General features: G+C 50.2%; 21 protein-coding genes. 1 reads left to right on the plus strand and 20 read right to left on the minus strand.

All coding sequences use genetic code 11. The features are described 5' to 3' along the window. Positions 1-5: 5 nt before the first annotated feature. The 6 genes from hutU to dpaL all read right to left on the minus strand — a co-directional run bounded on the left by hutU (position 6) and on the right by dpaL (position 8,346). Positions 6-1,676 (minus strand): urocanate hydratase, encoded by a 1,671-nt coding sequence (gene hutU, locus HP398_RS22765; RefSeq protein WP_017250510.1) that lies wholly within the window; start codon positions 1,674-1,676, stop codon positions 6-8. Positions 1,677-1,839: 163 nt separating this feature from the next. After that, a complete protein-coding gene (locus HP398_RS22770) occupies positions 1,840-3,336 on the minus strand; it encodes a helix-turn-helix domain-containing protein (protein ID WP_173623704.1) in 1,497 nt (498 codons plus the stop codon). Between the two features lie 98 nt (positions 3,337-3,434). Next, positions 3,435-3,992, minus strand: coding sequence for a signal peptidase I (gene lepB, locus HP398_RS22775; RefSeq protein ID WP_017250512.1), 558 nt, complete (start codon positions 3,990-3,992; stop codon positions 3,435-3,437). A gap of 102 nt (positions 3,993-4,094) precedes the next feature. Next, entirely contained in the window at positions 4,095-5,876 is a 1,782-nt protein-coding gene (locus HP398_RS22780; RefSeq protein ID WP_173623705.1) for a sigma-54 interaction domain-containing protein, read from the minus strand. A gap of 74 nt (positions 5,877-5,950) precedes the next feature. Then, a complete protein-coding gene (locus tag HP398_RS22785; RefSeq protein ID WP_173623706.1) occupies positions 5,951-7,111 on the minus strand; it encodes an ArgE/DapE family deacylase in 1,161 nt (386 codons plus the stop codon). Continuing rightward, entirely contained in the window at positions 7,108-8,346 is a 1,239-nt protein-coding gene (dpaL, locus tag HP398_RS22790) for a diaminopropionate ammonia-lyase (RefSeq protein WP_173623707.1), read from the minus strand. The genes HP398_RS22785 and dpaL overlap by 4 nt, the downstream gene beginning before the upstream one ends. Positions 8,347-9,107: 761 nt before the next feature. Here dpaL and HP398_RS22795 point away from each other — a divergent pair. After that, a complete protein-coding gene (locus HP398_RS22795) occupies positions 9,108-10,328 on the plus strand; it encodes a hypothetical protein (protein ID WP_173623796.1) in 1,221 nt (406 codons plus the stop codon). A gap of 198 nt (positions 10,329-10,526) precedes the next feature. On the opposite strand, the gene HP398_RS22800 is transcribed toward HP398_RS22795, so the two are convergent. The 14 genes from HP398_RS22800 to HP398_RS22865 form a co-directional block, all read right to left on the minus strand. Next, positions 10,527-11,105 (minus strand): TMEM175 family protein, encoded by a 579-nt coding sequence (locus HP398_RS22800; RefSeq protein ID WP_173623708.1) that lies wholly within the window; start codon positions 11,103-11,105, stop codon positions 10,527-10,529. Positions 11,106-11,415: 310 nt separating this feature from the next. Continuing rightward, entirely contained in the window at positions 11,416-11,829 is a 414-nt protein-coding gene (locus tag HP398_RS22805; RefSeq protein WP_017250518.1) for a VOC family protein, read from the minus strand. Positions 11,830-11,904: 75 nt separating this feature from the next. Next, positions 11,905-12,657 (minus strand): sigma-70 family RNA polymerase sigma factor, encoded by a 753-nt coding sequence (locus tag HP398_RS22810; RefSeq protein WP_173623709.1) that lies wholly within the window; start codon positions 12,655-12,657, stop codon positions 11,905-11,907. Between the two features lie 120 nt (positions 12,658-12,777). Beyond that, positions 12,778-13,635 carry a putative RNA methyltransferase gene (locus HP398_RS22815; protein ID WP_254476301.1) on the minus strand — a complete coding sequence of 286 codons (858 nt, stop codon included), beginning with the start codon at positions 13,633-13,635 and terminating at the stop codon, positions 12,778-12,780. 322 nt (positions 13,636-13,957) lie between these two features. Continuing rightward, a complete protein-coding gene (locus HP398_RS22820; protein WP_173623711.1) occupies positions 13,958-14,917 on the minus strand; it encodes an ATP-grasp domain-containing protein in 960 nt (319 codons plus the stop codon). Further along, a complete protein-coding gene (locus HP398_RS22825; RefSeq protein ID WP_173623712.1) occupies positions 14,918-16,189 on the minus strand; it encodes a type III PLP-dependent enzyme domain-containing protein in 1,272 nt (423 codons plus the stop codon). Next, on the minus strand, positions 16,182-17,354 hold the full coding sequence (locus HP398_RS22830; RefSeq protein WP_217368833.1) for a DegT/DnrJ/EryC1/StrS family aminotransferase: 1,173 nt from the start codon (positions 17,352-17,354) through the stop codon (positions 16,182-16,184). Before HP398_RS22830 ends, HP398_RS22825 begins: the two co-directional genes overlap by 8 nt. Continuing rightward, positions 17,351-18,382, minus strand: a complete 1,032-nt coding sequence (locus HP398_RS22835) for a GNAT family N-acetyltransferase (RefSeq protein ID WP_173623713.1) — start codon at positions 18,380-18,382, stop codon at positions 17,351-17,353. The genes HP398_RS22830 and HP398_RS22835 overlap by 4 nt, the downstream gene beginning before the upstream one ends. After that, positions 18,351-18,998 (minus strand): sugar transferase, encoded by a 648-nt coding sequence (locus HP398_RS22840; protein ID WP_069847703.1) that lies wholly within the window; start codon positions 18,996-18,998, stop codon positions 18,351-18,353. The genes HP398_RS22835 and HP398_RS22840 overlap by 32 nt, the downstream gene beginning before the upstream one ends. Continuing rightward, on the minus strand, positions 18,982-19,992 hold the full coding sequence (locus tag HP398_RS22845) for a polysaccharide deacetylase family protein (protein WP_173623714.1): 1,011 nt from the start codon (positions 19,990-19,992) through the stop codon (positions 18,982-18,984). The genes HP398_RS22840 and HP398_RS22845 overlap by 17 nt, the downstream gene beginning before the upstream one ends. After that, positions 19,959-21,197, minus strand: coding sequence for a glycosyltransferase family 4 protein (locus HP398_RS22850; RefSeq protein ID WP_371736780.1), 1,239 nt, complete (start codon positions 21,195-21,197; stop codon positions 19,959-19,961). Before HP398_RS22850 ends, HP398_RS22845 begins: the two co-directional genes overlap by 34 nt. Next, positions 21,157-22,359: an O-antigen ligase family protein gene (locus HP398_RS22855; protein WP_017250528.1), complete on the minus strand. Its 1,203-nt coding sequence runs from the start codon at positions 22,357-22,359 to the stop codon at positions 21,157-21,159. Before HP398_RS22855 ends, HP398_RS22850 begins: the two co-directional genes overlap by 41 nt. After that, positions 22,360-23,076 carry a phosphocholine cytidylyltransferase family protein gene (locus HP398_RS22860; RefSeq protein ID WP_173623716.1) on the minus strand — a complete coding sequence of 239 codons (717 nt, stop codon included), beginning with the start codon at positions 23,074-23,076 and terminating at the stop codon, positions 22,360-22,362. Continuing rightward, complete coding sequence (locus HP398_RS22865; protein WP_017250530.1) at positions 23,021-23,848, minus strand: CDP-alcohol phosphatidyltransferase family protein; 828 nt, start codon at positions 23,846-23,848, stop codon at positions 23,021-23,023. The genes HP398_RS22860 and HP398_RS22865 overlap by 56 nt, the downstream gene beginning before the upstream one ends. Between the last annotated feature and the right edge of the window lie 13 nt (positions 23,849-23,861).

The raw sequence follows: 23,861 nt of genomic DNA on the forward strand, positions 1-23,861 counted from the left end.
GGCTCTTACTCCTTTATCATCGGAATGTGGACGCCTTTTTCCTTGGCTGTTTGAACTGCGAGGTCGTACCCTGCATCGACATGTCGGACGATGCCCATGCCTGGATCGGTCGTGAGAACTCGTTCCAGACGACGTGCTGCTTCTGGAGTACCATCTGCCACGATGACCATTCCGGCGTGGAGAGAGTAGCCCATGCCAACGCCTCCTCCGTGGTGCACAGATACCCAGCTCGCTCCGCCTACTGCATTGATCATGGCATTGAGAATCGGCCAGTCTGCAACCGCATCGCTGCCATCCTTCATCGCTTCCGTCTCACGGTTTGGCGAAGCGACAGAACCGGAGTCCAGATGGTCACGCCCAATGACGATAGGGGCCGAAAGCTCACCGCGCGCTACCATCTCATTGATGATTTGACCAAAACGCGCACGCTCGCCATAGCCTAACCAGCAAATGCGGGAAGGCAGTCCCTGGAACTGAATGCGCTCCTGCGCCATGCGAATCCAGTTGCACAGATGAGTATTGTAGGAGAACTCGCGAAGAATGACTTCGTCTGTCTTGTAAATATCCTCAGGATCGCCGGACAGCGCTACCCAGCGGAACGGCCCCTTGCCCTCACAAAATTGCGGACGGATGTAGGCTGGCACAAAGCCAGGGAAACGGAATGCATCCTCTACACCCTCGTTTTTTGCCACCTGCCTGATGTTATTGCCATAGTCGAAAGTAACTGCTCCTTTTTCCTGCATGGCGAGCATGGCGCGAACGTGTTCAGCGATGCTTGCTTTTGCACGGGATTCGTACGCTTTCGGATCGCGTGTCCGCAGTTCGGCTGCTTCCGCAAGTGACATGCCGATGGGAATGTAGCCGTTGAGTGGATCATGCGAGGAGGTCTGGTCCGTCAGCACATCCGGGATAAAGTCGCGAGCCAGCATGGCATTCAGCACTTCCGGTGCATTGCCTAACAATCCGATGGAAATGCCTTTTTTGTCGCGTTTCGCTTCTTCCGCCAAACGGATCGCTTCGTCTAGACTGTCTGTCATCACATCCAGGTATTTCGTGTCCAGTCTGCGTTGGATACGGGTCGGGTCCACCTCGATATTGATGCTGACGCCACCATTGAGCGATACGGCCAACGGTTGCGCACCACCCATTCCGCCCAAGCCAGCTGTCAAGGTAATCGTTCCGGTCAGTGTGCCTTCAAAATGCTGGCGTGCCAGTTCTGCAAACGTCTCGTACGTCCCTTGCACGATGCCCTGGCTTCCAATATAAATCCAGCTTCCCGCTGTCATTTGTCCGTACATCATCAAACCCTTTTTGTCTAGCTCGTGGAAATGCTCCCAATTCGCCCAAGCAGGCACCAGATTCGAGTTTGCCAGCAGCACACGCGGTGCATCGGTATGCGATTTGAATACAGCAACCGGCTTCCCAGACTGGATGAGGAGTGTTTCATCACTCTCTAACGTTTGCAATGTTTTGACAATCGCATCGAAGCATTCCCAGTTCCGTGCCGCCTTGCCAATTCCGCCGTATACGACCAGATCCTCTGTACGCTCAGCTACATCAGGATTGAGGTTGTTCAAAAGCATGCGCAGCGCCGCTTCCTGCACCCATCCCTTTGTATGTAATTGGGTACCTGAAAAGGCTTGGATCAATTGCTCAACGGATTGTGTCGTCGTCATCATTTCCACCTGCTTTTCTAAAAGGATGTATTTCTTAGCTCCATTGTAAAAAAGCAAGGAAAGACAAAAAAGGCACCGCACTTTCGATTTGGTGCCTCTATTTTCGATTCACATGCAACCGCATTCATGGTTTGACAAAAAAATCTGTCTTTTCTTTCGATTTCTATCTTTTTTTCTGATTTCGTAACAAACGTGGAGTTGTCCCTGTCTTTTCCTTAAAAATTTTACTGAAATAATTGGCGTTGATGAATCCACATCGCTCTGCCACCTCATGGACAGACAAGGATGTCTCGAGAAGCAATCGGCGTGCTTCTTTTACTCGCAACGATGTGAGTATTTGGCGAAAAGAGCTTCCTTGCTTTTGCGCGAGCAGCGTACTGAAATAGGAAGGGCTGCGGTCGATATAGCGTGCGACTTCCTCTAAGCGCAGTGCCGGATCGGTGTAGCGGCCTTCTATATAGCGAATCGCCTGTTCCACAACATCTGCACGGGACTCGTCGATGGAATGATGAGCGACATCAAGAAGCTGATTGATGAACAGCAGCAGTTCCACTACGATCCGATACAAGATCGGCGAGTAAAGAATCGTTTCGAAAACCCGGTGATACTCCTCTTCCAAAGGTGCGGAGTCAAGACCACGCGATTTCATGTAGCGCCTGACTTGGGCCAAAATACTCGTCAGCCGAATACGCAACAGTCCCGGCTCCGGATAAGGCTCTTCCTTGTAAAAGAAGTGTGTATACAGCCACTGCTTCAACTCTTCCCGATTGCCTTCATCCAGCATTTCAACCCACGTGCGCTGTTCGGCAGGGGTCAAAAATGGGTCAATCATCATCCAATTCACACGATTATCAATGACCGTCACTTGCCGATATCCTTTGAAAAAACGGACTTGCAGCGCTTGGCTCGCTTCCGTATACGTTTCGTTCAAGCTCTGCTCATAGTTGCTTGCATCATACATGACCAAAAAGAGCGGCGCATCACTGTTTGCTTCCCAGTCCATCAGCAAGCGCTTGCCCATTTGGTGGAGTGTAGAAGGCGAAACCGCAGCATCCATTGGAAAAACCCCCACAATGGTCTCTCCTAGCGGCAATAGATTGGGTTTGTCGCGAAACGGATATTCCTCAAAAAAGCGCAGCAGCTCCGGATGCCGCTTCGGATCCTCCAATTGAGCCAGCATGAGCGAAAAAGACTTGGCTTGAGCATGCCCGGGGAAAAACAGGTCAAGATACGAGACATCCCTGTCATTGTCCGCTCCCATTCCCTTCTCTTCGTTCATTCGCTTCCGATCCAAGCGCTCCTGGCAACATCTCGTCAGGATTCTCCTGATGTATTCAGGTGTCTGTGGCTTCAGCCATAGATCGCGTGCAAAAAGTCCAATCCCCTGCATCGCACGCTCGAATGTCGCCTCTGATGTGGTCACCACAACAGTCGGACGATACTGATCCACCAGAAGCTTCAGCCGATCCCACTGCCCGCGCCCAATCATGTCCAGTTCAATACAGATCACTTCCGGTGTATGCGCTTCCATCATTTCGTAAACGTCTTCCATGGTCCCGGCACTATGCACCTTGTCATACGGAATGGCATAGCTGGTGACGAGCCATCCGATTCCGATTCGTTCGTTCTGGTCCCGATCCGCTATCAAAATGCTGGGCATAAGCCGTCCTCCTTTTTAGAGCTATCAGAAGAGTGGGACATCTTTCTCTATGAAACAAAGGTTGCCCATAATTGGACAACCTTTTCTCACTCACGTTCTTACTTTTTGAGAGGATTTTCGATCATGGTTCCCATCACATGATCCAGCGGAATAAAACCAATATCGCGGGAATCTGTGCTGTGATTCCGGTTATCTCCCATGACAAAAACATGATCGGCTGGAACCGTGATCTTTCCGTCTGCTACATATTCCATCGTTTCTTTGATATATGGTTCGTTCAATGCCTCACCGTTTCGATACACCTTGTTGTCTTTGAACTCTAGTACGTCGCCTGGTCTTCCAATGACTCGCTTGACATACATCGTGTGATCATCGCCTTGACCTGTGACCAGCGACACCAAGGGATGCCCCACGATATCGTCCATCAACGTACGGTCTCGCTCTACCCGACTGTCGATCACGACAATCTCGCCGTAATCTGGCAAATAAGAAAACGTGTGTGATAGTTTAGACACATATATGCGCTGTTCGTCTTGTAAGGTAGGGTCCATGGAATGCCCATCAACCTTGAACGGTTGAAATACAAAGATTCCGAGGACAAGAGCGAAAACGACAGCAAAGGTTATCGATCGAATCCATCCTAATACTTCTCTCATTTTCTTTTGGCACTCCTTCCTTATACCATTCTCTCTTTCATTCATCGAAACCATCATACCACATTATCCGCTCAATCCCAAAAAATCAGCTAGAAGCAAAGATCAGGTGAGACCATACTCGCGCAGTTTCCGAAACAGCGTTGCCCGGCTTATGCCTAATAGTGCAGCTGCTTCTTCTTTTCGTCCGTTTCTATCCCGGATTTGTTGCATCGCAGTATCGATTGCTGCTCGTTCCAGTTCTTTCAGTGTAAGCCCTTGCTTTTGCCAGTCGAATGACCCCTGACTTTCTTTATGGGAATGCGAGGAAGATTCACGCAGCATTCCCGTTCGAATCGGCAAGCTCGAGGGCTGAACCCAAGCGTTTGCTTCCATATTGACTGCGTACTCGATTACATTTTCCAGCTCTCGGACATTTCCTCTCCAGTCGTGATGAAACAGGACGTTTTGCGTCTCTTGGGAAAAGCCGTGCAATTTCTTCCCCACCCGATTCGCATGCGCCAAAAGGATATCGTTCGCCAAAGGAAGTATATCCTCTCTACGTTCTCGCAGCGAGGGCAAGTGAATGGGAATCACATGCAATCGATAGTACAGGTCCAAGCGAAACAACCCCGCGTCTACCCGCTCCTGCAAATCCAGATGGGTTGCTGCAATGATCCTTGCCGCTAAGCGTATGGGCTTGCCGTTACCTCCAATTCGATACAGTTCCTTTTCTTGCAACACGCGCAGCAGCTTGCTCTGTAAGTGCATGGGCATATCCCCGATTTCATCGAGAAACAGTGTGCCTTTTCCCGCGACCTCAAACAACCCCGGTTTTCCACCCTTTCGCGCTCCTGTGAATGAGCCTTCCTCGTAACCGAACAGCTCGCTCTCCATCAAATGCTCAGGGATTGCGGCGCAATTAATCGAGAGAAACGGCTCGTCACGGCGCGGGCTTGCCTGATGAATGGCTTTAGCAAAGAGCTCCTTTCCGGTTCCACTTTCACCTTGGAGCAAGACTGTCGAATCACTGGCTGCTACACGTCTTGCCACTTCCTTTGCCTGTACAATCGCAGGACTGTTTCCACCGATCATCCGAAAAGCGTCGGGCTCCGAGTATCCACTCACCTGCCTTGCGATTTGCACGACTTCCTGTACATCATCTAGCGTAATCACCCATTCTTTGACCGTTCCTGCCAGGAGAATGGGCTTGATGGCAAACAAAAATGTCTTTTCTTCCTGCCCGATAGACAAAACGACCTGCTTTGGCGCAGACTGCGCGGCATCTGCATCGCGAATAGCGTCTATCCATCCTGCCATTTGACTGTCGTCGTGATCGAGCTGCAAATACTGACGGGCACGCTGGTTCGCCTGAATGATCCGATTGTCTTGATCGACGAGAAACATGGCTTTGTCCATTTCATCCATGACGACACGCAGCTTTTCTACCGTATGCAACTGCTCGACGTACAAGTAATGCTCTTTTAGCTTAATGGCGATCAGCTCGGCCATTTTTTGCAAATAGGTCAATATCGCATCCACATCCGCAAACAACCGCTCGCGCTGCTCCTCATCGAAAGCGAGCAGGCCGATCACACCTATATTTTCATTGTCTAATTGTATCGGGCAGCAAATCTCTCCCGTCTCCGTGCAATTTCCATAATGCATACAGGGACGACACCGCTCATCTTGCCCTGGATGCATGATCACAACAGGATGCCCGGCGAGCAACGACTCCCGGTATATATGGTCCTCTCCTGCCATCGTCCGCAAAACGCCAGCCTCATTCTTCCCCGTCCCTGCGATCCGCAAAAACTGACTGTCCGCAATCTCTACCTCTACGCGCAGAACGGATGCAACAGCCGAAGCAATCTGTTGCACACTTTCTTGAATATCTCGCAAGGGCATCGGGCTTCCCCTCCCGTCAATCTATTGCCTACATTATAGCGCATCACAAAGGAAGCCAGCCCTTATGCATTTTTTTACTGGCAAAAATCGCAAATTGTCTCCACCAAGATGGCACTCATGTCTACCAAGCTATCTACCTCTACATATTCGACTGCCGCATGCAGACCGGCTCCCACTGGTCCGAATAAGACAGTAGGGATTCCCGCTTCCTGCAATAATGCCGCATCCGTCCACCCTGAGAATCCGCATACTTCGGGTGTTTTTCCCATCACGCTCTTACACGCTGCCTGAAGAGCGATATAAACAGGTTCATCCAGCCCGACTTCAAACGGCTCTCGCAAAAATGACAGCTCGGCGCTTGCTTGGAACGTCTCATCTTCAGCGCGCAGCTTCTGTAGGATCGCTTCTATTTCATTAACCACGTCTGCCTCTGTCTCGCCCGGCAACGTCCTTCTCTCCCAGTCAATGCGGCAATAATCTGGGTAGGTGGACAGCTCTGTTCCACCCTGAATGAGTGAAGCATGGACAGATGCCGCACCGAGTATCGGATGAGCCGTGCCTTGAGCCAATCTGTCTGAAAGACGCTCCAGCTCTTGCAGGACCCTGCCCGCACGAACGATTGCATCAATCCCTTCTGCTGGACGACTTCCGTGAGCTGCCTTGCCCAGCACCTCGCATTTGACCCAGGCAAATCCTCTGTGAACGACGCCAATCGCCAGATCGGAAGGCTCACAGCATATCGCCGCATCTGCTTTGTATGCCTTTACCAGCTCCTCTGTGCCGATGCTTTTATACTCCTCGTCAGCGACAAAAGTCAAAATGACATCTCCTGCTAAAGTAACCTTTGCTTGTGCGATCGCCTCTACTGCGGCGATCATGGCCCCCAGACTACCCTTCATGTCCTGACTGCCTCTACCGTAAATTTTGTTGTCCACAAGGGTAGGCTCAAACGGCGGAATCTCCATGCGCTTGGCGCTCACCGTATCCATATGTCCGTTTAGCATCAGGGATTTGCCTCCGTCTGCTCCCCGTAGGATCCCGACGACATTGACCGCGGTGTCGTTAATAGGCGTGACATGAACCTCCAGTCCTGCCGCCTCCAAACGCTCTCGAATAAATGCGGCGATCGCTTTCTCGCCCGGTCCATCCTCATCAAGGTACGGGTTCACCGAATCAATCCGAATCAAATTCTGTACCAATGAAATCAGTTCGCCTCGATTGATCGTCACGTTCATTTTGTCATCTCCTCCTCTTCTCGGCATGCACCTTCCCAGATGATACGTCTGTAGATATCCCGATCCGTATCCCCTTCCGTACTAAAGCACAGAACAACGGAATTTTCATTCAAGCCGAGCTGCTCACGCTGTTGATGATACATAGGCTTGCTCATCAAGGCAGCAAGAAGCCCTACCCCGACTGCTCCACTTTCCCCACTCACAATGGAAGGGTCGTCTCCAGCCGGTGCCGCAAGTAGGCGCATGCCGTTTGCCGCCACGTAATCGGCACAGCTGACGAAGAAGTTTGCATGCCCCTGCAAGATCTCCCATGCCATCGGATTCGGCTCACCACATGCTAGACCCGCCATAATGGTTCCTAGCTCGCCGGTAGCTGCATGTGGTTGACCGTCGTTCTTTTCTGCTGAGAGGACCATGCAATTGGCGCTATGCGGCTCGACGATCACCGTCGTTAGGTCTTTATTTGCTTGTGCTGCTACGAAATGTCCCAAGACTGCGGCGGCCATAGAGCCGACACCTGCCTGCAAGAACAAATGCGTCGGCTGTTTGGCGTCAGTGAGGGCTGTGAGTTGTTCCATGGCCTCTGCTGCCATCGTCGTATAGCCTTGCATGATCCACGTGGGAATGGTCGTGTAGCCTTCCCATGCTGTATCTTGAATCACTTGCCAACCACGTTCCTTCGCCATTTGTTCTGAGAGACGCACGGCTTCATCGTAGTTTCCATTGATGACGTGGGCATGTGCACCCGCCTCCCGTATCGCATCTACCCGTTGCTGGGCGGAGCCTTTGGGCAAATAAACAACGGCATGCTGTCCGAGCGCTTTAGCAGCCCATGCAACTGCCCGTCCGTGATTGCCATCTGTCGCAGTGACGAAGGTGACTTCTCCGATTCGGTCTCTCATTTCTTGGGAACATAATGCTTCAAAGGTCATCTCTTCTGTTGATTTCCCCAGCTTTTCGCACAAGAAACGAGCCATCGCATAAGAAGCTCCCAGAACCTTGAAGGCATTGAGACCAAATCGCTTGGACTCATCTTTTACAAGTACCTGATCTACTCCCAGCTCACGTGCTAGTACAGGCAATGTAACGAGGGGAGTCGGCTCGTAGTTTGCAAGAGATTGGTGAAAGCCTTTGGCAAAACGGGTTTCTTTTTCGGTCAAATAGGTAGGAATGCGAGAACTCTCGCTATTTTTTCTATTATTTTTCACAACGTAGATTGGTGGGCGTTTATCCATCGATGGGTTCCTCCTCGGGTGGTTTCATCCTTTTTGATAGAGCAAGGATCGTGCCAACCGTACGAGGCGTGGGTGGCTTATTAGTTTGGTGGTAACCGTATCAAAATGAGATTAAATTGTATCATTTTGATACTTTAAGTCTTGTTTTGATACTCGTCATTCTAGCTGCTGTGGTGGGAGGAAACAGGAGAAAACGCTCCAGCTTCTTGGGTCACCAGCTTGGGGGATTGACTGCACGGCTCCATGGAAAAAGCGAAACCGCACCCAAAGTAGAGGTTCAGGGATGCTTTTCAGAGGTGGACGCTTAAAGGCGTGTTTCGCTTTTTCCATTGCGCCTCGGTAGGTGCCCGAAAGATCTTCGCTTATTTCTCCTGTTTCCTTACGAGCTGTTGGTTTTCAGATAGGCTTTGAAAGAATGTGTACAAACCATTAGCTAGGCCAGAGAAGAATATTTCTAGTCCTAGCGACTTTCGAAGTCCATCCCAGCTTTGCGGGGATTTGCGGGCAAAAGAAATGCAACATGCCCCTGCGACGGAGCGGCTACCACTTTTGCGTTTCCCCGCAAAGCGCTGCGGAGCGGACAGTCTCCACTTCCTAGCAGGACGTAGCCCGGAGCGTAGACTGGAAATATTCTTCTCTCCACCGCAGCAACTACAAGTTCGGTCTGGATTTATATGCTATATTTTTATTAATCTCCAAAGTACTGAGATGGATTGATACATAGCACAGAAGTCAGGAGTTAAGAAGGAAGGATGAAGGAAATGCCAATTCATAAGCAATCTCGTTCTCCTATTGGTTCTATTAGAGAAGATGGTCGTTATCCCATCGACCTGACTGGCCCACAGAGCCACACGCTTGTTCTCAAGCCCGGCGTAGGGAGCCTCTCCATCGGACCGTCACAATTGGGCAATAAAGCAGACCTTCACATCGATCCCTATACACCTATCAATTGGAGCGTATTCGATTCTTTTGCCACACCAGCTGGATCGCCCTGGCCGCGAGTTCTGTACTACACAGGTAGCGACACAGGCTTCTTCGACTGGGCCAAAGAACGCCCCATTGAAGGAATGTCATGGGTTCCAATCCTGCCTAATGACATAGTCGTGGACGCCAGCCATTCCAAATTGCACGACTTGTCTATCGAACTGGACAAGTCTGAAAGCCGTTTGCATCTAAAACTCCCGAAGCACCTGGTCTCTGAATATTTCCGTCTGAGTGTAGCTGGCGATCTATCGCGTTTCTCTGTCGATGGCGACATGCCATACTCTCTGACACTGAAGCCGGGCACCAGCCGCCGCAAGAATAAGGATCCCTTCTTGCTACCCGATCTGGGCGAGCTGCATCAGGTCACGAGCCTGACGCTTCGAAACGAACCGCTGGCGCAGCCTATCTCACTGGAGTGCCTAAGTCGATTTCAGAATCTTACATCACTGAGTTTGTGGGGGAATTTCTGCGATTTGGACTTGCTAGCTCGTCAGTCCCAGTTAACGAATTTGGAGCTGCGCTTCATGCCTGATCTGGGTGACTTGCCGCCATTACATGTGTGGCCTTTGCTTGACAGATTTATCGCCTATAACGTGGAGGAGATTGCTGGCAAGCGACTGAGACAGCAAATGAAAGCGCGAGCTAAGACCCGCCCGTGGACAGGCTACGCTTCAGTGAGCCAATTACGGAAGCCTGAGTGGTGGACGACCGAGTTTGGCCGCCCATTTTCGTCCTGGCCGAAACGTCTGGCCAAGCTGGCTAATGAAGCTTATGACGTTGCACAAGCGGCCTTGACTCAAGCCCGCAGCCTTGCTGATGCGGAGGCAGCCATTACCGCCTTCACCGTGCGTTTCAACACCCTCAAAGGTATCGAAACCATTGAACGAGAAGACCTTGGTGAAGCTGTATGGCAACTAAGCCAGTCTGACCACCAAATCGGCCAGCCTATAACGGAGGAGACAGCTCAACGCTGGTTCGACGCAGCACGCGATTACTGAATAAAGTGAAGCAAGGTTGATAATAAGTTTTAAGGCCATCCTTTGCGGGATGGCCATTTTTGAGTTCGTTGTATTCGACGATCGTTCTCCGTTCGTTTAATCAAGCTGTAAAGAAACCTATTTTTTTCGAAAAATAATTCATTTCGGATTTACTTGAAACAAAGCCTCCGGTTTGGAGGCTTTGCTTCTTCGGCCCAATTATTCGCTTCTCAAGATGTGCTCGATTCGCTTTTCTGGCACGACCCAGATCACAGCAACGAGTACGTAAAAGAAACCGGAAACCCATGGACCCACATACGCGGTCAATATTGCGAGCAAGTAGAGAAAAGGAGATACTTTCACCTTCCAGTCTCTGCCCATTGACTTTACGAATGCGGAATCGCCGGAATGCTGGCTAATGATTGCGAGCTGGAGAAACCTGTAAGAAGTCGCTGCAAGCAGAAGAACGATCCCGTACAATGCCATCGGGGCGGGGGCAAAATGGCTTTCCCCCATCCAGGCGGTCGTGAAGGGAATAAAGGATAGCCAGAAAAGCAATATCAAGTTGAGCCACATCAGCCGCCCGTTCATTGTTCGAATCATGTGCAACAGATGATGATGGTTGTTCCAGTAGATGCCGACATAAACGAAACTAAAGATGTAGCTAAGCACTTTTGGGCCTAGTTCGATTAACGAATACCAGTCTTGGCCTTCCGGTACTTTGAATTCTAGCACCATGATCGTAATGATAATCGCCAGTACGCCATCGCTGAACGCTTCCATCCGGTTTGCTCTCATTTGGTGATCACCTGTTTCCCTCTTTACGTGCTTCATTGATCTATAGATATCTGTAGTTATTCTATATGTTCTGCATAATGGCAAGCACCACCTTTTCGCTAATGAAGGACCGAAAAAATTGTTACGAACATTCCCTTGCGTTTCTGGCCGAATTGAACCGCAGGATCGCTGCGGAGCGGACAGTCTCCACTTCCTAGCAGGACGTAGCCCGGAGCGTAGACTGGAAATATTCTTCTCTCCACCGCGTCCCTGAATCTAGAAATAATTACCTGCTTAACTCTCTCAGGTGGCTTTATCGAACAGAATGACTCTATGCGTTTCGCTCTTCATCCTCAGCAGATGGCCATCCACCCCATAGATGGTTCAAGTGCCCATCTGGATCACGAAACGTAAAGCTATAGCCCCCGCCTCTCTTATACGTCATTTCACCTACTTCGATTCCTTTGCTTTTCAGTTCCTCATAAACCTCATGGATTTGGTCTACCTGCAAAGAGATGATCGGTTGGGCTTGTCCGGCCATATCGGTAAAGTCCAAACGCGGAACTTCCGGACAACGAATGAGTCCGAGACCTACTCCGCCTACGTTCAACCAAGCCTCGTTGTCTCCAGGTGAAAATTCGAAAGTAAACGGAATGCCAAGCACCTCCCGATACCACTTTATGGATACCTCCAAGTTTTTGACTGGCAGCTGTACAACCGCAAAGTTACGTACATGAATACTCATTTGTGTTCGCTCCTTTATTTCCAATATACGTTCACCCTCATAACGAAAGAAAAGAACAAAAAGAAACGGGTACCTCTACCATTTCTGAAAAAAATGCAGCAAATGTCCATCCGGGTCACGAACAGCAAAGAAAAGGCGATCGCCTGCTACCGAAACCTTTTCCACGCTCACGCCCTGCTCTGCGAGGCGCAGGTACGTTTGACAAATCGCATAGGCATCCCCCACACGAAAAGCAGCCAAAAATTGCTCGAACCCTTCTTTTGATACCAATCCAGACGAATCACGACGTTCAGCTTTGTCGATTTTCTTTTTGCTGGATGGGCTTTCATCCTGTCTGTATTGCTCTGCCAACACGAACAAGCGCTGGCGTGCCCTCTTCACACCTTCCTTCACTGCCCCTACAGTCGTATGCAGCAATGTGGCTGTTTCCTGCGCCGTAAACAAAAAAATGTCCATCATGAGAATCAGCACCATCTGTCTGGCATTTAGACGATCAGCCAGTTGCTCGAACACCTCTCTCTGCACAAACGCATCGGTTACAGTGGGTTGATGCAGATAGATCGCTTCATCAAACAGGGCGAGATGCTCATTCGCCTTTCCTTTCCGGCAATGATCGATCCAAGCATTCGTGGCAATTTGCCTCAAAAATGCCTTGGTCAGTTGTCTGCCTGGAGCCTTCTGCAAGGAACGATACACCTTCGTCAATGTTTCTTGCAGGAGATCCTGCGCATCCCAGTCGTTTTTCGTGAGGGACAAGCAATGCTTTTGGATATCCGCAAGAAAAGGTTTTACGCGCAAAAAGGAAGCATCTTCCTGATCCGCTCCCATACTATCCCCCCAAAATCTTTCTGACTATTCACATTTATTTTCGATAAAAGAAGGAACGCTGTCAAACAAAAGAAAACGACCGTCCAGAACGGATTTTTCCCGTTCAGGACAGTCGCTACGTTATTTCCTGCCAATCAACACAACCAAGTCTATCGTCATGTCCGCTCCTGCCAAGTCAGACACCCGTTCCAACTGCTCAGGTGTAGCCCCCCATGCCAACGGAGTCATCTGGAGCAGGGAAGAAAGACTCCCTTCATCCAGTCGGAACTGATACTGAATCCGTTCTTTGCCGATTAGCTGGAAGCTGGCTTTGAAGTGATCGATCGTACGATGATTCGCATATTTTGTTTTTGGTGTCTCTTGATACAAGACTTCTCGTAGTTCTCGCAAATAGTTGGCCTCGGGAATGACTTTGATCATCCGTCCATCATCAGCCAGGAGTCTATGAAACTCATCCGAATTGGATGGAGATAACAGATTGAAAATGTAAGGAAACTGTCTGTCGGCAAACGGCGCCTTCGTCAAATCGCCAACGCACCAAACTAATTCTGGATCGCTCTTCGCCGCGAGCATAACTCCCTCTTTGGCGAGATCGACACCCACTCCGATAAAGGGGACTTCGCTCGTTTGCATCACTCTCTGCCGAACCTGCGACAGATGATAGCCTTCGCCACATCCTGCATCCAGTACATACATCTGGCTTTCCTCGGGTTCTGTCGTATGCAGGATGACTTCGCTTAACACGTCATACAATGGATCAAAAAAACCTTGTTCCATTATCGTCCTTCTCGCTGCGAACATTTGCTTGTCATACTTTGTTTTGTAGGTTCGCGTAGCCAAGTGAACATAGCCGTGCTTGGATAAATCAAAGCAATGATGATTGTTGCATACCAAGCTGGTTGCAGGTACGTTGCGCATAGCTGCCTGGCAAATTGGACAACGAAAAATCTCCACATGCTGAGAGATAGCTGTAGACATCAAAAAAAGCACCCCATTCATTCGTATTTCGGTGAATGAAAAAAGGCACAGTCAAACAAACCCCAAGCATTTTCAAAAAAATGCGGGATTACGTTGATCTGTACCTCACATTACCGATTACGAACGAACTGGATCATAACCATAACAAGTAACACTCCTGACCTTCAATCGAATGAGCGACTCGCCCAACTATGATTGTAGCACAGTAGAGAAATATACTGTTACTGGTATTATAAAGTGTTGGTGCCGGAAAGCAGGGAGAGGGCAGGAACTCCGTTTTGCTTCCTGCCCATGCTCCGCTCATGAATGCCGATGGTTGCGTTCATTCCAGCAGCATGACCTCATCGTATTTCATCATGATGCTTCCTTCCTTGTACTCCCCCACTTTTGGCACATTCACCAGACCCTTTATGTTTTGAAGAAGCGCACGCACGCTGTTCACTCCGCTTTCGTGCGCATGCGGATATCCGCCGCCAAAACGGGGATTGATCTCCGACACAACGTACTGATCTCCCACCAAAAAACAATCGATGTCAATTGGCCCACGCGGCTCTAGGACACGAATGAGTTCCTTCGCTAGTGATAGCAAACGCGGATCTTTTACCGCGAGGGAGCGATCCGTCTCCCCCGCCCGCATTCGCAGCTTTTTGCGGGTGAAAAGTGTCACCAGCTCTCCCGAGATCAGATCCACATAGCCATCCACTCCGTACTCCTCTGCCTGTAAGAACGGTTGAATGACGACATCCTCCGTTTTTTCCATGAGCGCGGACCATTCTTGATCATTCTCCACACGTGTGATGCCCAAACTGGCACTTCCATACCGCGGCTTGACGATCAATGGATACATAATCTGCCCTGCAAAAAGCGCTGCTTGTACCTCGTCCATTTTGGTAAAGGTGGGAATGGCGGGAATCTGATGCGCGGACAAAAACTCATACGTTGCCCTTTTATCCAAGCACATCTCGATTACATCCCGGCTGGACACGATTACCTCGATGCCCTGCATGTAGAACCGATCTGCATGCGCAGCCAACAGTGTCAGCTCAGGGTCAATTAAGGAGAGGATTGCCTTGATCTCGTACCGTTGGCAAATTTGTAGCAGGGCATCGAGATAACCAGGATCATCAATACGCGGCACCTGCTCATGATAATGAGCAGCGTACAGGGCGGGGGCCGTCGGATCACAATCGACTGCGATGATTTTGCCAGTGTCACCCCATTCTCGTACAAAATAGTGGAGCAGCTTGACTCGCCTGCCTACACTGGTCACAAGTACGTTCATTCAGTTCACGACCCCCTGCTTGTCAACGTGAAAACGATAAACCGATTCGGGAATGAATTGTTGGAGAGTCTCTTTTCCTCTGACAATGATCGCTTCTTTTCCATCGATGGCGAGAACCGGCGGCCTCTCCCGAATAAAAGGTGGATTAAAGACAAGCGTATACGCCCCTACGTGTCCGAAGACAAAATAATCCCCGATATCAGGCAGAGGCCCCGTGTAGCCTTGAAGCAAATAATCTTTTTCCATGCACGTATACCCGACAACATGATAGCTCGCTTCGGGAACTGACTTGCGGTTGCACACAAGTCGGGCTGGCAAGAGGTGCGCGTGCATCGTCGGCTTGACATTGTGAATGCTTCCATCCACGAGAACAAACCGCTCTCCTCTGTTTTCTTTTACATCGATGACTTGGCACACGAAATCAAGGGCATCTGCCACGAGTGAAATACCTGGCTCCAGAATTAGCAACGGCGCATGATCCAGCTCTGCCAGCTCCTCCTTCATAACTGACGTAATCGCTTCGGCGTACTCCTCAAAGGTTGGTGCAGTCGTCATCCCAAACGAGGTCGGGAGCTCGCCATAGAATCCGCCTCCCATATCGAGAAAAGCAAGCCGCTCGCCCAGAAGCTGCTTCCCCACACGGCATAGATGGCGCGCAATTTGGCGATACACACCGACACTGCGATTGGTGGAAAAGTGTCCATGTAACCCGACTACATGCACATTCGGGGCGACAGCCAAATGGCTCAGGGCTTTTTCCAAATTGCCGTTTTCGACGCAAAAGCCAAATCGACTGACCTCGTACCCATTTTGCAGAGGACTGACTCCACCCCTGGACAAATCCACATTAATCCGTAGCCCAATCCGAAACGTCTTCTCGGGATACCGCTTGGCGTAGGCCACCACCCACGGAATTTCCGAAAAGGAATCCAGATTGATCAGGCTCCCCTGCTCCAGGGCAAGGTGAATGTCCTCTTCCGTTTTGAGCGGGCCGTTAAAAATGATGGATGCAGGATCGACGCCGAGCTTCAGTGCCAATTCGTACTCCAGTCGAGAAACGACTTCTGCATGCGCCCCTAACTGATGCAGCTTTTGGCATAAAAACGGCAAGTAATTGGTCTTATACGAATACGCGACGACCACATGCTCATAGCGTCGAGTAAAAGCCCGTTGGAAACGACGATAGTTCTCGGAGAGCTTCACTATGTCCAGTACGTAAAAAGAAGACGAGCACAGACTACGCCATTTTTCTATCTGCTCATGACTATACATGGCGCACCCCTTGCTCCTGGTTCAGGAGGCAGTTCGTGATAACACCGATGACTCGCTCCTGCTGTTCAGCGGTCAAGCTGGAACCGGACGGCAAGCAAACACCTCGGGCAAATAGCCGATCTGATACACTCTCATCAGGTTGATGCGGATAGTATTGGCACTGCGCGAACAACGGTTGCAGATGCATCGGCTTCCACACGGGACGGGCTTCAATATTTGCTTTGCCCAGTGCATCGATCAGTTGTGTAGCAGAGAGGGGTGTGTCCGCTGGATTCAGTGTCATCACCGTCAGCCATCGTGTGGATCGCCCTGTCGCCGGCTCTGGCATAAACGAAATACCAGGCAATTGTCCGAGAGCTTGTTCATAACGTTTGTAAATCCCTCGCCTTGCCTCGATTCGCTCCTCCAAAACGTGCAGCTGCCCCCGGCCAATTGCCGCCAATACGTTGCTCAACCGATAGTTGTAGCCCATCTCTTCATGCTGGTAATGCCTGGCTGGCTCCTTCGCCTGCGTCGACCAGAAGCGCGCCTTTTCGATCGCCTCAACGTCATCGGAGACGAGCATTCCACCACCTGAAGTCGTCATAATTTTATTGCCATTAAATGAAAAGGTCCCAACATGACCAAAGGCACCGCTCATTCTCCCTTTGTATACAGCCCCTAACGATTCTGCGGCATCTTCCACCACGCACACTCCATACTGCTCACAAAGCGCAATCAGCTGCCCCATTTCCGCGCTCTGCCCATATAAATTAACGATGACCACCGCCTTGGGCAACTTGTCCGCTGCTGCCGCTTCCCGCAGGGCTCTCTCTAATGCCAGCGGTGACATATTCCAAGACTCTTCCTCGGAATCAATGAATACCGGAGTTGCTCCCTGGTACAGAATCGGATTGGCACTGGCAACGAAGGTGAGACTGGAGCAGAACACCGTATCACCCGGAGCAACGCCTGCTAGCCTAAGCCCGAGATGGATAGCAGACGTACCAGAGGAAACAGCCAGTGCAGCTTTTACGCCCACATACTGGGCAATCTCTCTCTCAAAAGCATCGACGTGTTCCCCCAACGGCGCGATCCAATTGGAGGCAAAGGCGTCTGCCACCAAGTCCCGCTCGTCCTCCCCCATATGTGGCGGTGATAAAAAGATCCGCTGCTGCACACTCATTTCGACGTCCCCCCATTGCGATAGGCAGGAAAAAAATCTTGCTCGCCAGCCTGATCGACCTGTAGTTTTTGGCACAAAGCCAAATACACTTCCTCATCGTGAACTTTCTTGCCCATCCAGTAAGCAAAATGATTGCCATTTGCAAACGAGGACTTGAAACGGAACAAACCATCTCCATCCAAATTCCCTCCTCCAAGGAGAAGCAGCTCCGCTCCATCCAGCTTTGCCTGCTGGATCATGGCGTCGAAGAGGAGGTGGTTGACGCCAAGCGCCATGTCTTCCGTATGTGATGCCCCTAGCTGATAATGGGCAAATTGATTTCCACTGTGCAAAAGCACTCCCGCCACCGGCCGATCCTCATGCATAGCAAGCAGAAGCCGCGGATTGCACAGTGCTGTTTTTTTCATGAGTCCTAAAAAAAATTCTGGAGCATAGTAGTAGATCGCCGCGGCTTGGTTGCGGTCCATCGTCTCCCGATGCAACTGGATAAAAGAAGGAAGCCAATCAGTTCCGCCCAATGTAACCCGGACGTCGTTTGCTGCGGCCTTCCTCATATTTCGTCCCACGTTTTGCGTATAGTGGGCACGAATGTATGCAAGTGTGGGGCGCAAATCGACTGCCGTTACCATTCTCACCAGATCCAGTCGCATTTGACCCACGAACAGCTCCGCATTCCCCAGCAACGGATGAAAGCGAACCGTTTCCGTCAGGTAGTTTTTGTACCGACAGTAGACATGAAATTGCTCCTGGAACAATCGAGCAGCCGTCTGTCCCCCCACGACGAATGGCCCTCCGTATCCAATCGAAACCAAATCGGCATAGCCAGGAATCCACTCATCCAGACGTCTGACCAAATACGGGTAGAAAACCTCGTTCTCCCCACTCTTGAAAAAAACAGCTTCTGGCGTGCCCTGCTCCATTTCGGCGTACAGCTGTACGTATTCTTTCGTGTAGGACACATCTAATTTTAAAAACCGTTGCAAATATTCGGTCCAATCATCCAGTTCCGAAAGTACGATCAGGCTCACATGCTTCCCTCCCAGCGCGCTCTGTGTTTTCACTCCCTCTGAAGTCTTCTACCGTGACGCTGCCCTGCTGATTTATGCCTGTCGATTGAAAAACGCGTTTGATCGTCAGACCGATGATCCGCATATCCAGAAAAAAGCTGCCATTTTCTACATACCAGACGTCCAGCTCGAACTTTTGCTCCCAGTCAATCGCATTTCTCCCATTGACCTGCGCCCAGCCTGTAATCCCCGGCTTTACGTCGTGTCGCTTCAACTGCCGCGGCGTGTACAGGGACAGGTACTCCATCAGTAGCGGTCTCGGTCCTACGAGGCTCATTTCACCACGAAGCACATTCCATATTTGCGGCAGTTCATCCAAGCTATACTTGCGCAGAAGCGTTCCGAATGATCCCAGTCGCTGCTCGTCAGAGAGAAGCTCTCCACTCTCATCGCGTTCATTGGTCATCGTGCGAAATTTATAGATGAAAAATGGTTTTCCGTGCAAACCTGGTCGCTCTTGTACAAACAAAACCGGAGAGCCCAGCTTCCAGCGGATGAGCAGACTCACTAGCAAAATCAAGGGGGACAGAATGACGAGCATCAGGAAGGAAACGCAACGATCAAACAAGGACTTCATGCCGCACCTCCTGTTGATTCCACTTTGCTGCCGCTTCCTCCATGCTGAGGCTCTGCATGCCGTACCTCTCGCGCAACATGGCGTAATGCTGGAGGATTTCCTCCAAAAAGGACAAATTCTCTTCGATGTGACTCCCAAAGTTCTCCGGATGCCACCACAGATGATACAAGCGCTTGTGCTCCGCCGTATGAGTCAGGTCGCATTTGATTCTCTTCATGCGCCATTTTTCCAACCTCTGTAGGCGAGGAGAATAAGGACGCAAAAACCGGCTGGATGGAACATCGACCATTCCCTCTGGACTACGCCGCAATGATTCATAGTTGTTATGACCGGAGAGATTTACATACGCATCCATCAGTCGCATGGCTCGTTTGAACAATGTCTCTTCGGCAGCCCCTCTTGTGTGATACATCCAAGACTGCTCGTTGCCGCGATAAGAACGGAACCCCTTTTTCTTGCACAAAGATAAATAGGCAGGCTGTACCTGATTCCGCGGAAAAACGATGCTGGAAGATGAGTACCCTTTTTTGCGAGTGACTCTCTGAAAAGAGTCAAGGTCAGCAGCAAAAGCAGCGGGAGTCTGACCCGGCTCTAGACAATAATAGTGGGAAAGAGTGTGGCTTCCGATGAATTGATGCGGGTAAGAGGAAATCAGCTTGATCAAGGAAGGAGCAAAGTGATACGGATCGACCTGCTCATGCTCACCGATCGCATCTGTGTCCAAATAGGGATAGGGTGACAGCTTATCATCGGAATACACCGGGAGATGCCGTGGGATGACGCCTGCTAGCTCCTTGCGCGACTCGCAAAACAAAAAACCGACAGTAGCCCAGGTGACGTGCATTTCATACTTGGCAAACAGCTCCAAAAGTGCGGGGATCACTTGACGAACACCTAACAAATTTTGCTCATATGACTGAATGGTTCTCTTGTCTCGGACGCCCCAGTAAAGTTCAAAGTCTAGGGAAATGACGAATGCTCCCGTCTTGTCCAATCTTCTCCGCTGCCTCCTTTCTCCTGCCCTCTTTCTTCTCGTAGCTGACCAGTCAGTTGGGCAAACAAGGCCACCTGCTTCGCAAGAACTGTTCGCTCATCGAAGTGCTCAAGCGCGATGCTGCGGCTATTCTGCCCGAATGCTTCTCTGAGTCTGGAATCAACTACGAGCTTTTTTAAGGCTGCATACAAGGGACACACTTGTTTCGGTTCTACTAAAAATCCGTTGACACCATCCCTGACTTCTTCCCGACATCCACGGATATTCGTGGCGACGATTGGTTTTGCCATCGCCATCGCCTCAATGATGGATCGAGGCAGTCCTTCGCGATGAGAGGGAAGAACAAATATATCGCTGGCGGCCATCAGCTCCGGGATGTCTGTGCGGAATCCAGCCAAAATGATTTGCGGATGCTGGCGGCAAAGCCCTACGAAGTCTTGACCTCGCTGATCGCGTTCACTGGAAGACACGTCCCCCACCAACAAGAGGCGCAGGCGCGGAAATTCGCCCGCCAGCTTGCGAAAGGCTTCCAACAGCTCAAAAATCCCTTTCTCCGAGACCATACGTCCTACATAGGTGATCACCACATGCTCATCCCGCAGCCCCAGAGAGGCCTTGATAGACTTGACCTTTTCTCTCGTTACGTGTCGCGGGTGAAAGCGTTCTGTGAGATCAACGCCGTTGCCAATGTGCAGAATCCGCTCCGTCTGGGAGGAGAAGCTATCCTTCACGCTCAACTCGTAATCCTCTCGACTCTGAAGTAAAAGATAGTCAGTCATATGCCGGGCAAACCATTTTTCCAGCGTGTAGTATATCTGATACGTACTTTTGCTCATGCCCTCATGAAAGAAGTAGCCATGTGCTGTGTAAATGACATGTGGCACTCCTGCCAGCCTTGCCGCCACGCGCCCGAGAACAGCGGCAATCGGCGTATGGACATGCACGACATCATACTTCTCCCTTTTCATTAGTCGATACAATGCCCCAATTGTCACCAAATTGGAAATCGGGTCGATCTTTCGCTTAATGGGGATACTTTTGAGCGTCAATCCCTTTGCTGTTAACACATCAAAGCGCCCCGTATCCGAACACGCGGTATGCACCTCGTAGCCTTCACCCATCAGCTTTTCAATCAGAGGAAACAGCAAGCTTTCTACAGAGCGGTCAATTGCGCATACTTGCAAGATTTTTTTCAAGCAGATCACCGCCATTTTTGATCTGACGCGTATTGATTTCGGCTGTCACGAAATACAGCGCAAGCATGATCCAGAAAAACGTTTCGCGAATTCCGTTATGAGTGAGTCCGTACAAAATTTGGAAGACAAGTGGATACCAAGCAACCAATCGATGCCCACGGACCGCCCCATAAATCATGAGAATGAACAACACCGTGCCCATGACACCGTAGGAGAAGAACAGATTGGCTAAGGTAGAATGGAGTTCCAATGAAATGCTGCTGTTAAATCGATCGTACATCCCTTCCCCTGCTCCGAACAAAATGTACTCCGGATGGTTGGCAATCCGGTCATAGCCCCGCGCCGCCAAATTGTCATCCGAATCTTCCCCGAGTGATACCATTCGCTCTTCGATTTGTGTGTAAATAGATGCATCGCTCAGTACGTTTTCGTTGGTGTACAAATAGATGAAGAAGACAGTGAAGGACGAGACGAGCACACAAAGCAGATTCATCCAAAACAAGCCCGTTCGTTCTTTGATGGAGAGGAGCAAAAAAACGAGGTACATCCCTACAGCACTAATGATCGCTGCTTTCGACAAGGATGCTGCAATGATACTAAACGCCGTGCCGATCGCAATAAAGAGAGGTAGGGTCTTCACAGGTACGAAGCGAGCACACAGCAGGCATATCCCCATGCACAAAAGCCCAAAATAGCCGAGCTGGTTCGGATTGTTGAAGAACAAGGATTGCCTGAACTCGTCACTATCCGGTGACAGTCCTGACACGAGAATGAATGCCTGAATGAGCAAGGAAGTGGACGTAGCCAGGAAGACCCATTTGACGTACTCTTGAGGGTTGCGCCTGAACAAAATAACCAGGGCAAGCATCACGGCGCCGTTGTACATATACCACTTGGTCGAGCTGAATACATCCATTTCCCCGCCGAGTGCAATCGTCCATATGCCATTCACCATCATAATGTCGTACAAAAACAGAAGGGTAAGGAAGAGAAAAAGTCCGAGTCTGCGGTTAATCCGACCCAGGCGAAACAAGAAGCTGTAGCCGATCAAGATGAGCATAATAAAATCGGCGATTTGCGGATTGCCACTTGGGAAGAAGTAGAAGGGCTTGAGCACCACATATAGCAAAAGTAGAACCTTGTCCGGTGAGAGCTTCTCCTTGAACATCATTTACCTGTGCGCCAGATGGTTGGTGAATTGCAGGATTCGCTGATAATCCTCCCACGTATCAACCTCTGCCCAAAACAATCCCGGTGGTATTTGTGCGACATATACATTCCTTTCGCCCAAAAAAGAATAGAGGACATTTTCCCACCACAGATCATACTGCTTCTCCTGAATCAACCTTTGTAATCGACGCAAAAATATCGGCAGAAAGCTCTCGTGTAGTTTGGCAATTCCAACGTATTCACCAGTTGTCTCTTCCAGCGAGAGTCCCTTCCCATGACGAAGCAGCAGTCCGTTTTCATAACCAAATTTATAATCTCCCTCATAGCGACGGGCTGGATCAGCATACATGACGGGACACGCGGTCTCTTGCAACACGACTTCCAGTACCTTCGATTCAAAATAAACGTCGGCGTTCAACAACAAGCAGTCGCTTCCTTGCAAAAACTCGCGGGCGAACCAGAGGGACACCATACTATTCGTCCGATCATAAAAAGGATTGTGATAAAAACGAATAGGTTCATCTCTGAGCAACTCGGTAATCACGTTAGCTTGATAGCCCACCACCATCGCGATGTCTTCAATTCCGTGGCGCCTTAGCTCCGCTATCGTATTTTCAATGAGCGCTTGGCTTCCGATATCCACTGTGCACTTGGGAATTCCGTCAATTTGCTCGTTGATTCGTGACCCGAGACCTGCTGCCATGAGCAGTGCCTTCATCTGACTCCCCTCCTTCTTTCAGAGATGGCATGACGTATTTGATGTTCAGCTTCAGCTTGTACATCGATCTGGCCAGCCCAACAAACAGGTGGTAGAAGGACCATAGGAGCAAAAATAGCATCTGACCGCTGATTGCCCACAGAAATGCGGTAACCAGCACGCCCAACTGATAGCCCGTTTGGGTAAGAAAAAGGAAGACAAAAGCATCGATCCATTTGCTGCGCTTTCTCATAGAGACTGTTTCGTGAGAGATTTTCCCTTGACTAAAGACGAGATCGGAGCCATTGGTCGCCAATATCTCTGCAAAAATCGTGAGCAAAATCAAATAGAGCAGCCACGGACTCAACATCGCGTGATGATTCGTGATGCCGTATATCACACCGAATGACGCCAGGTAGAGTGCATAGTTGAGCCCGATGTCCAGCCATTCTCCTCCCTTGCTCTTCTGGTTGCGCATGCGGGCTACTTCTCCGTCGACGCAATCCGCCAAGTAGCACACCTGACAGAAGAAGCAGCCGAGCAGAAAGGATGCCGCCGTTCCGTACATAAATGCTCCAGCGCTAAGGAGTCCGGCGACAATCCCCCCAATCGTAATCGCGTTGGGGGATATTTGTGTTTTTCGGGTCAGCAATAAACTCACATAGATGGAGATGCGTCGTGTGAAGTAGTACGACCAAAATTCCTCCCTGCTCCACGGCTTCTGCACCTGCACACGGCAATAGCGGGTCTCTTCACTATCCCAAAACATAGACGGATACAGCTCATCCTTCACGGTAAGCCACCTT

This window comes from Brevibacillus sp. HB1.4B, assembly GCF_013284285.1.
Lineage (GTDB): Bacteria > Bacillota > Bacilli > Brevibacillales > Brevibacillaceae > Brevibacillus > Brevibacillus porteri.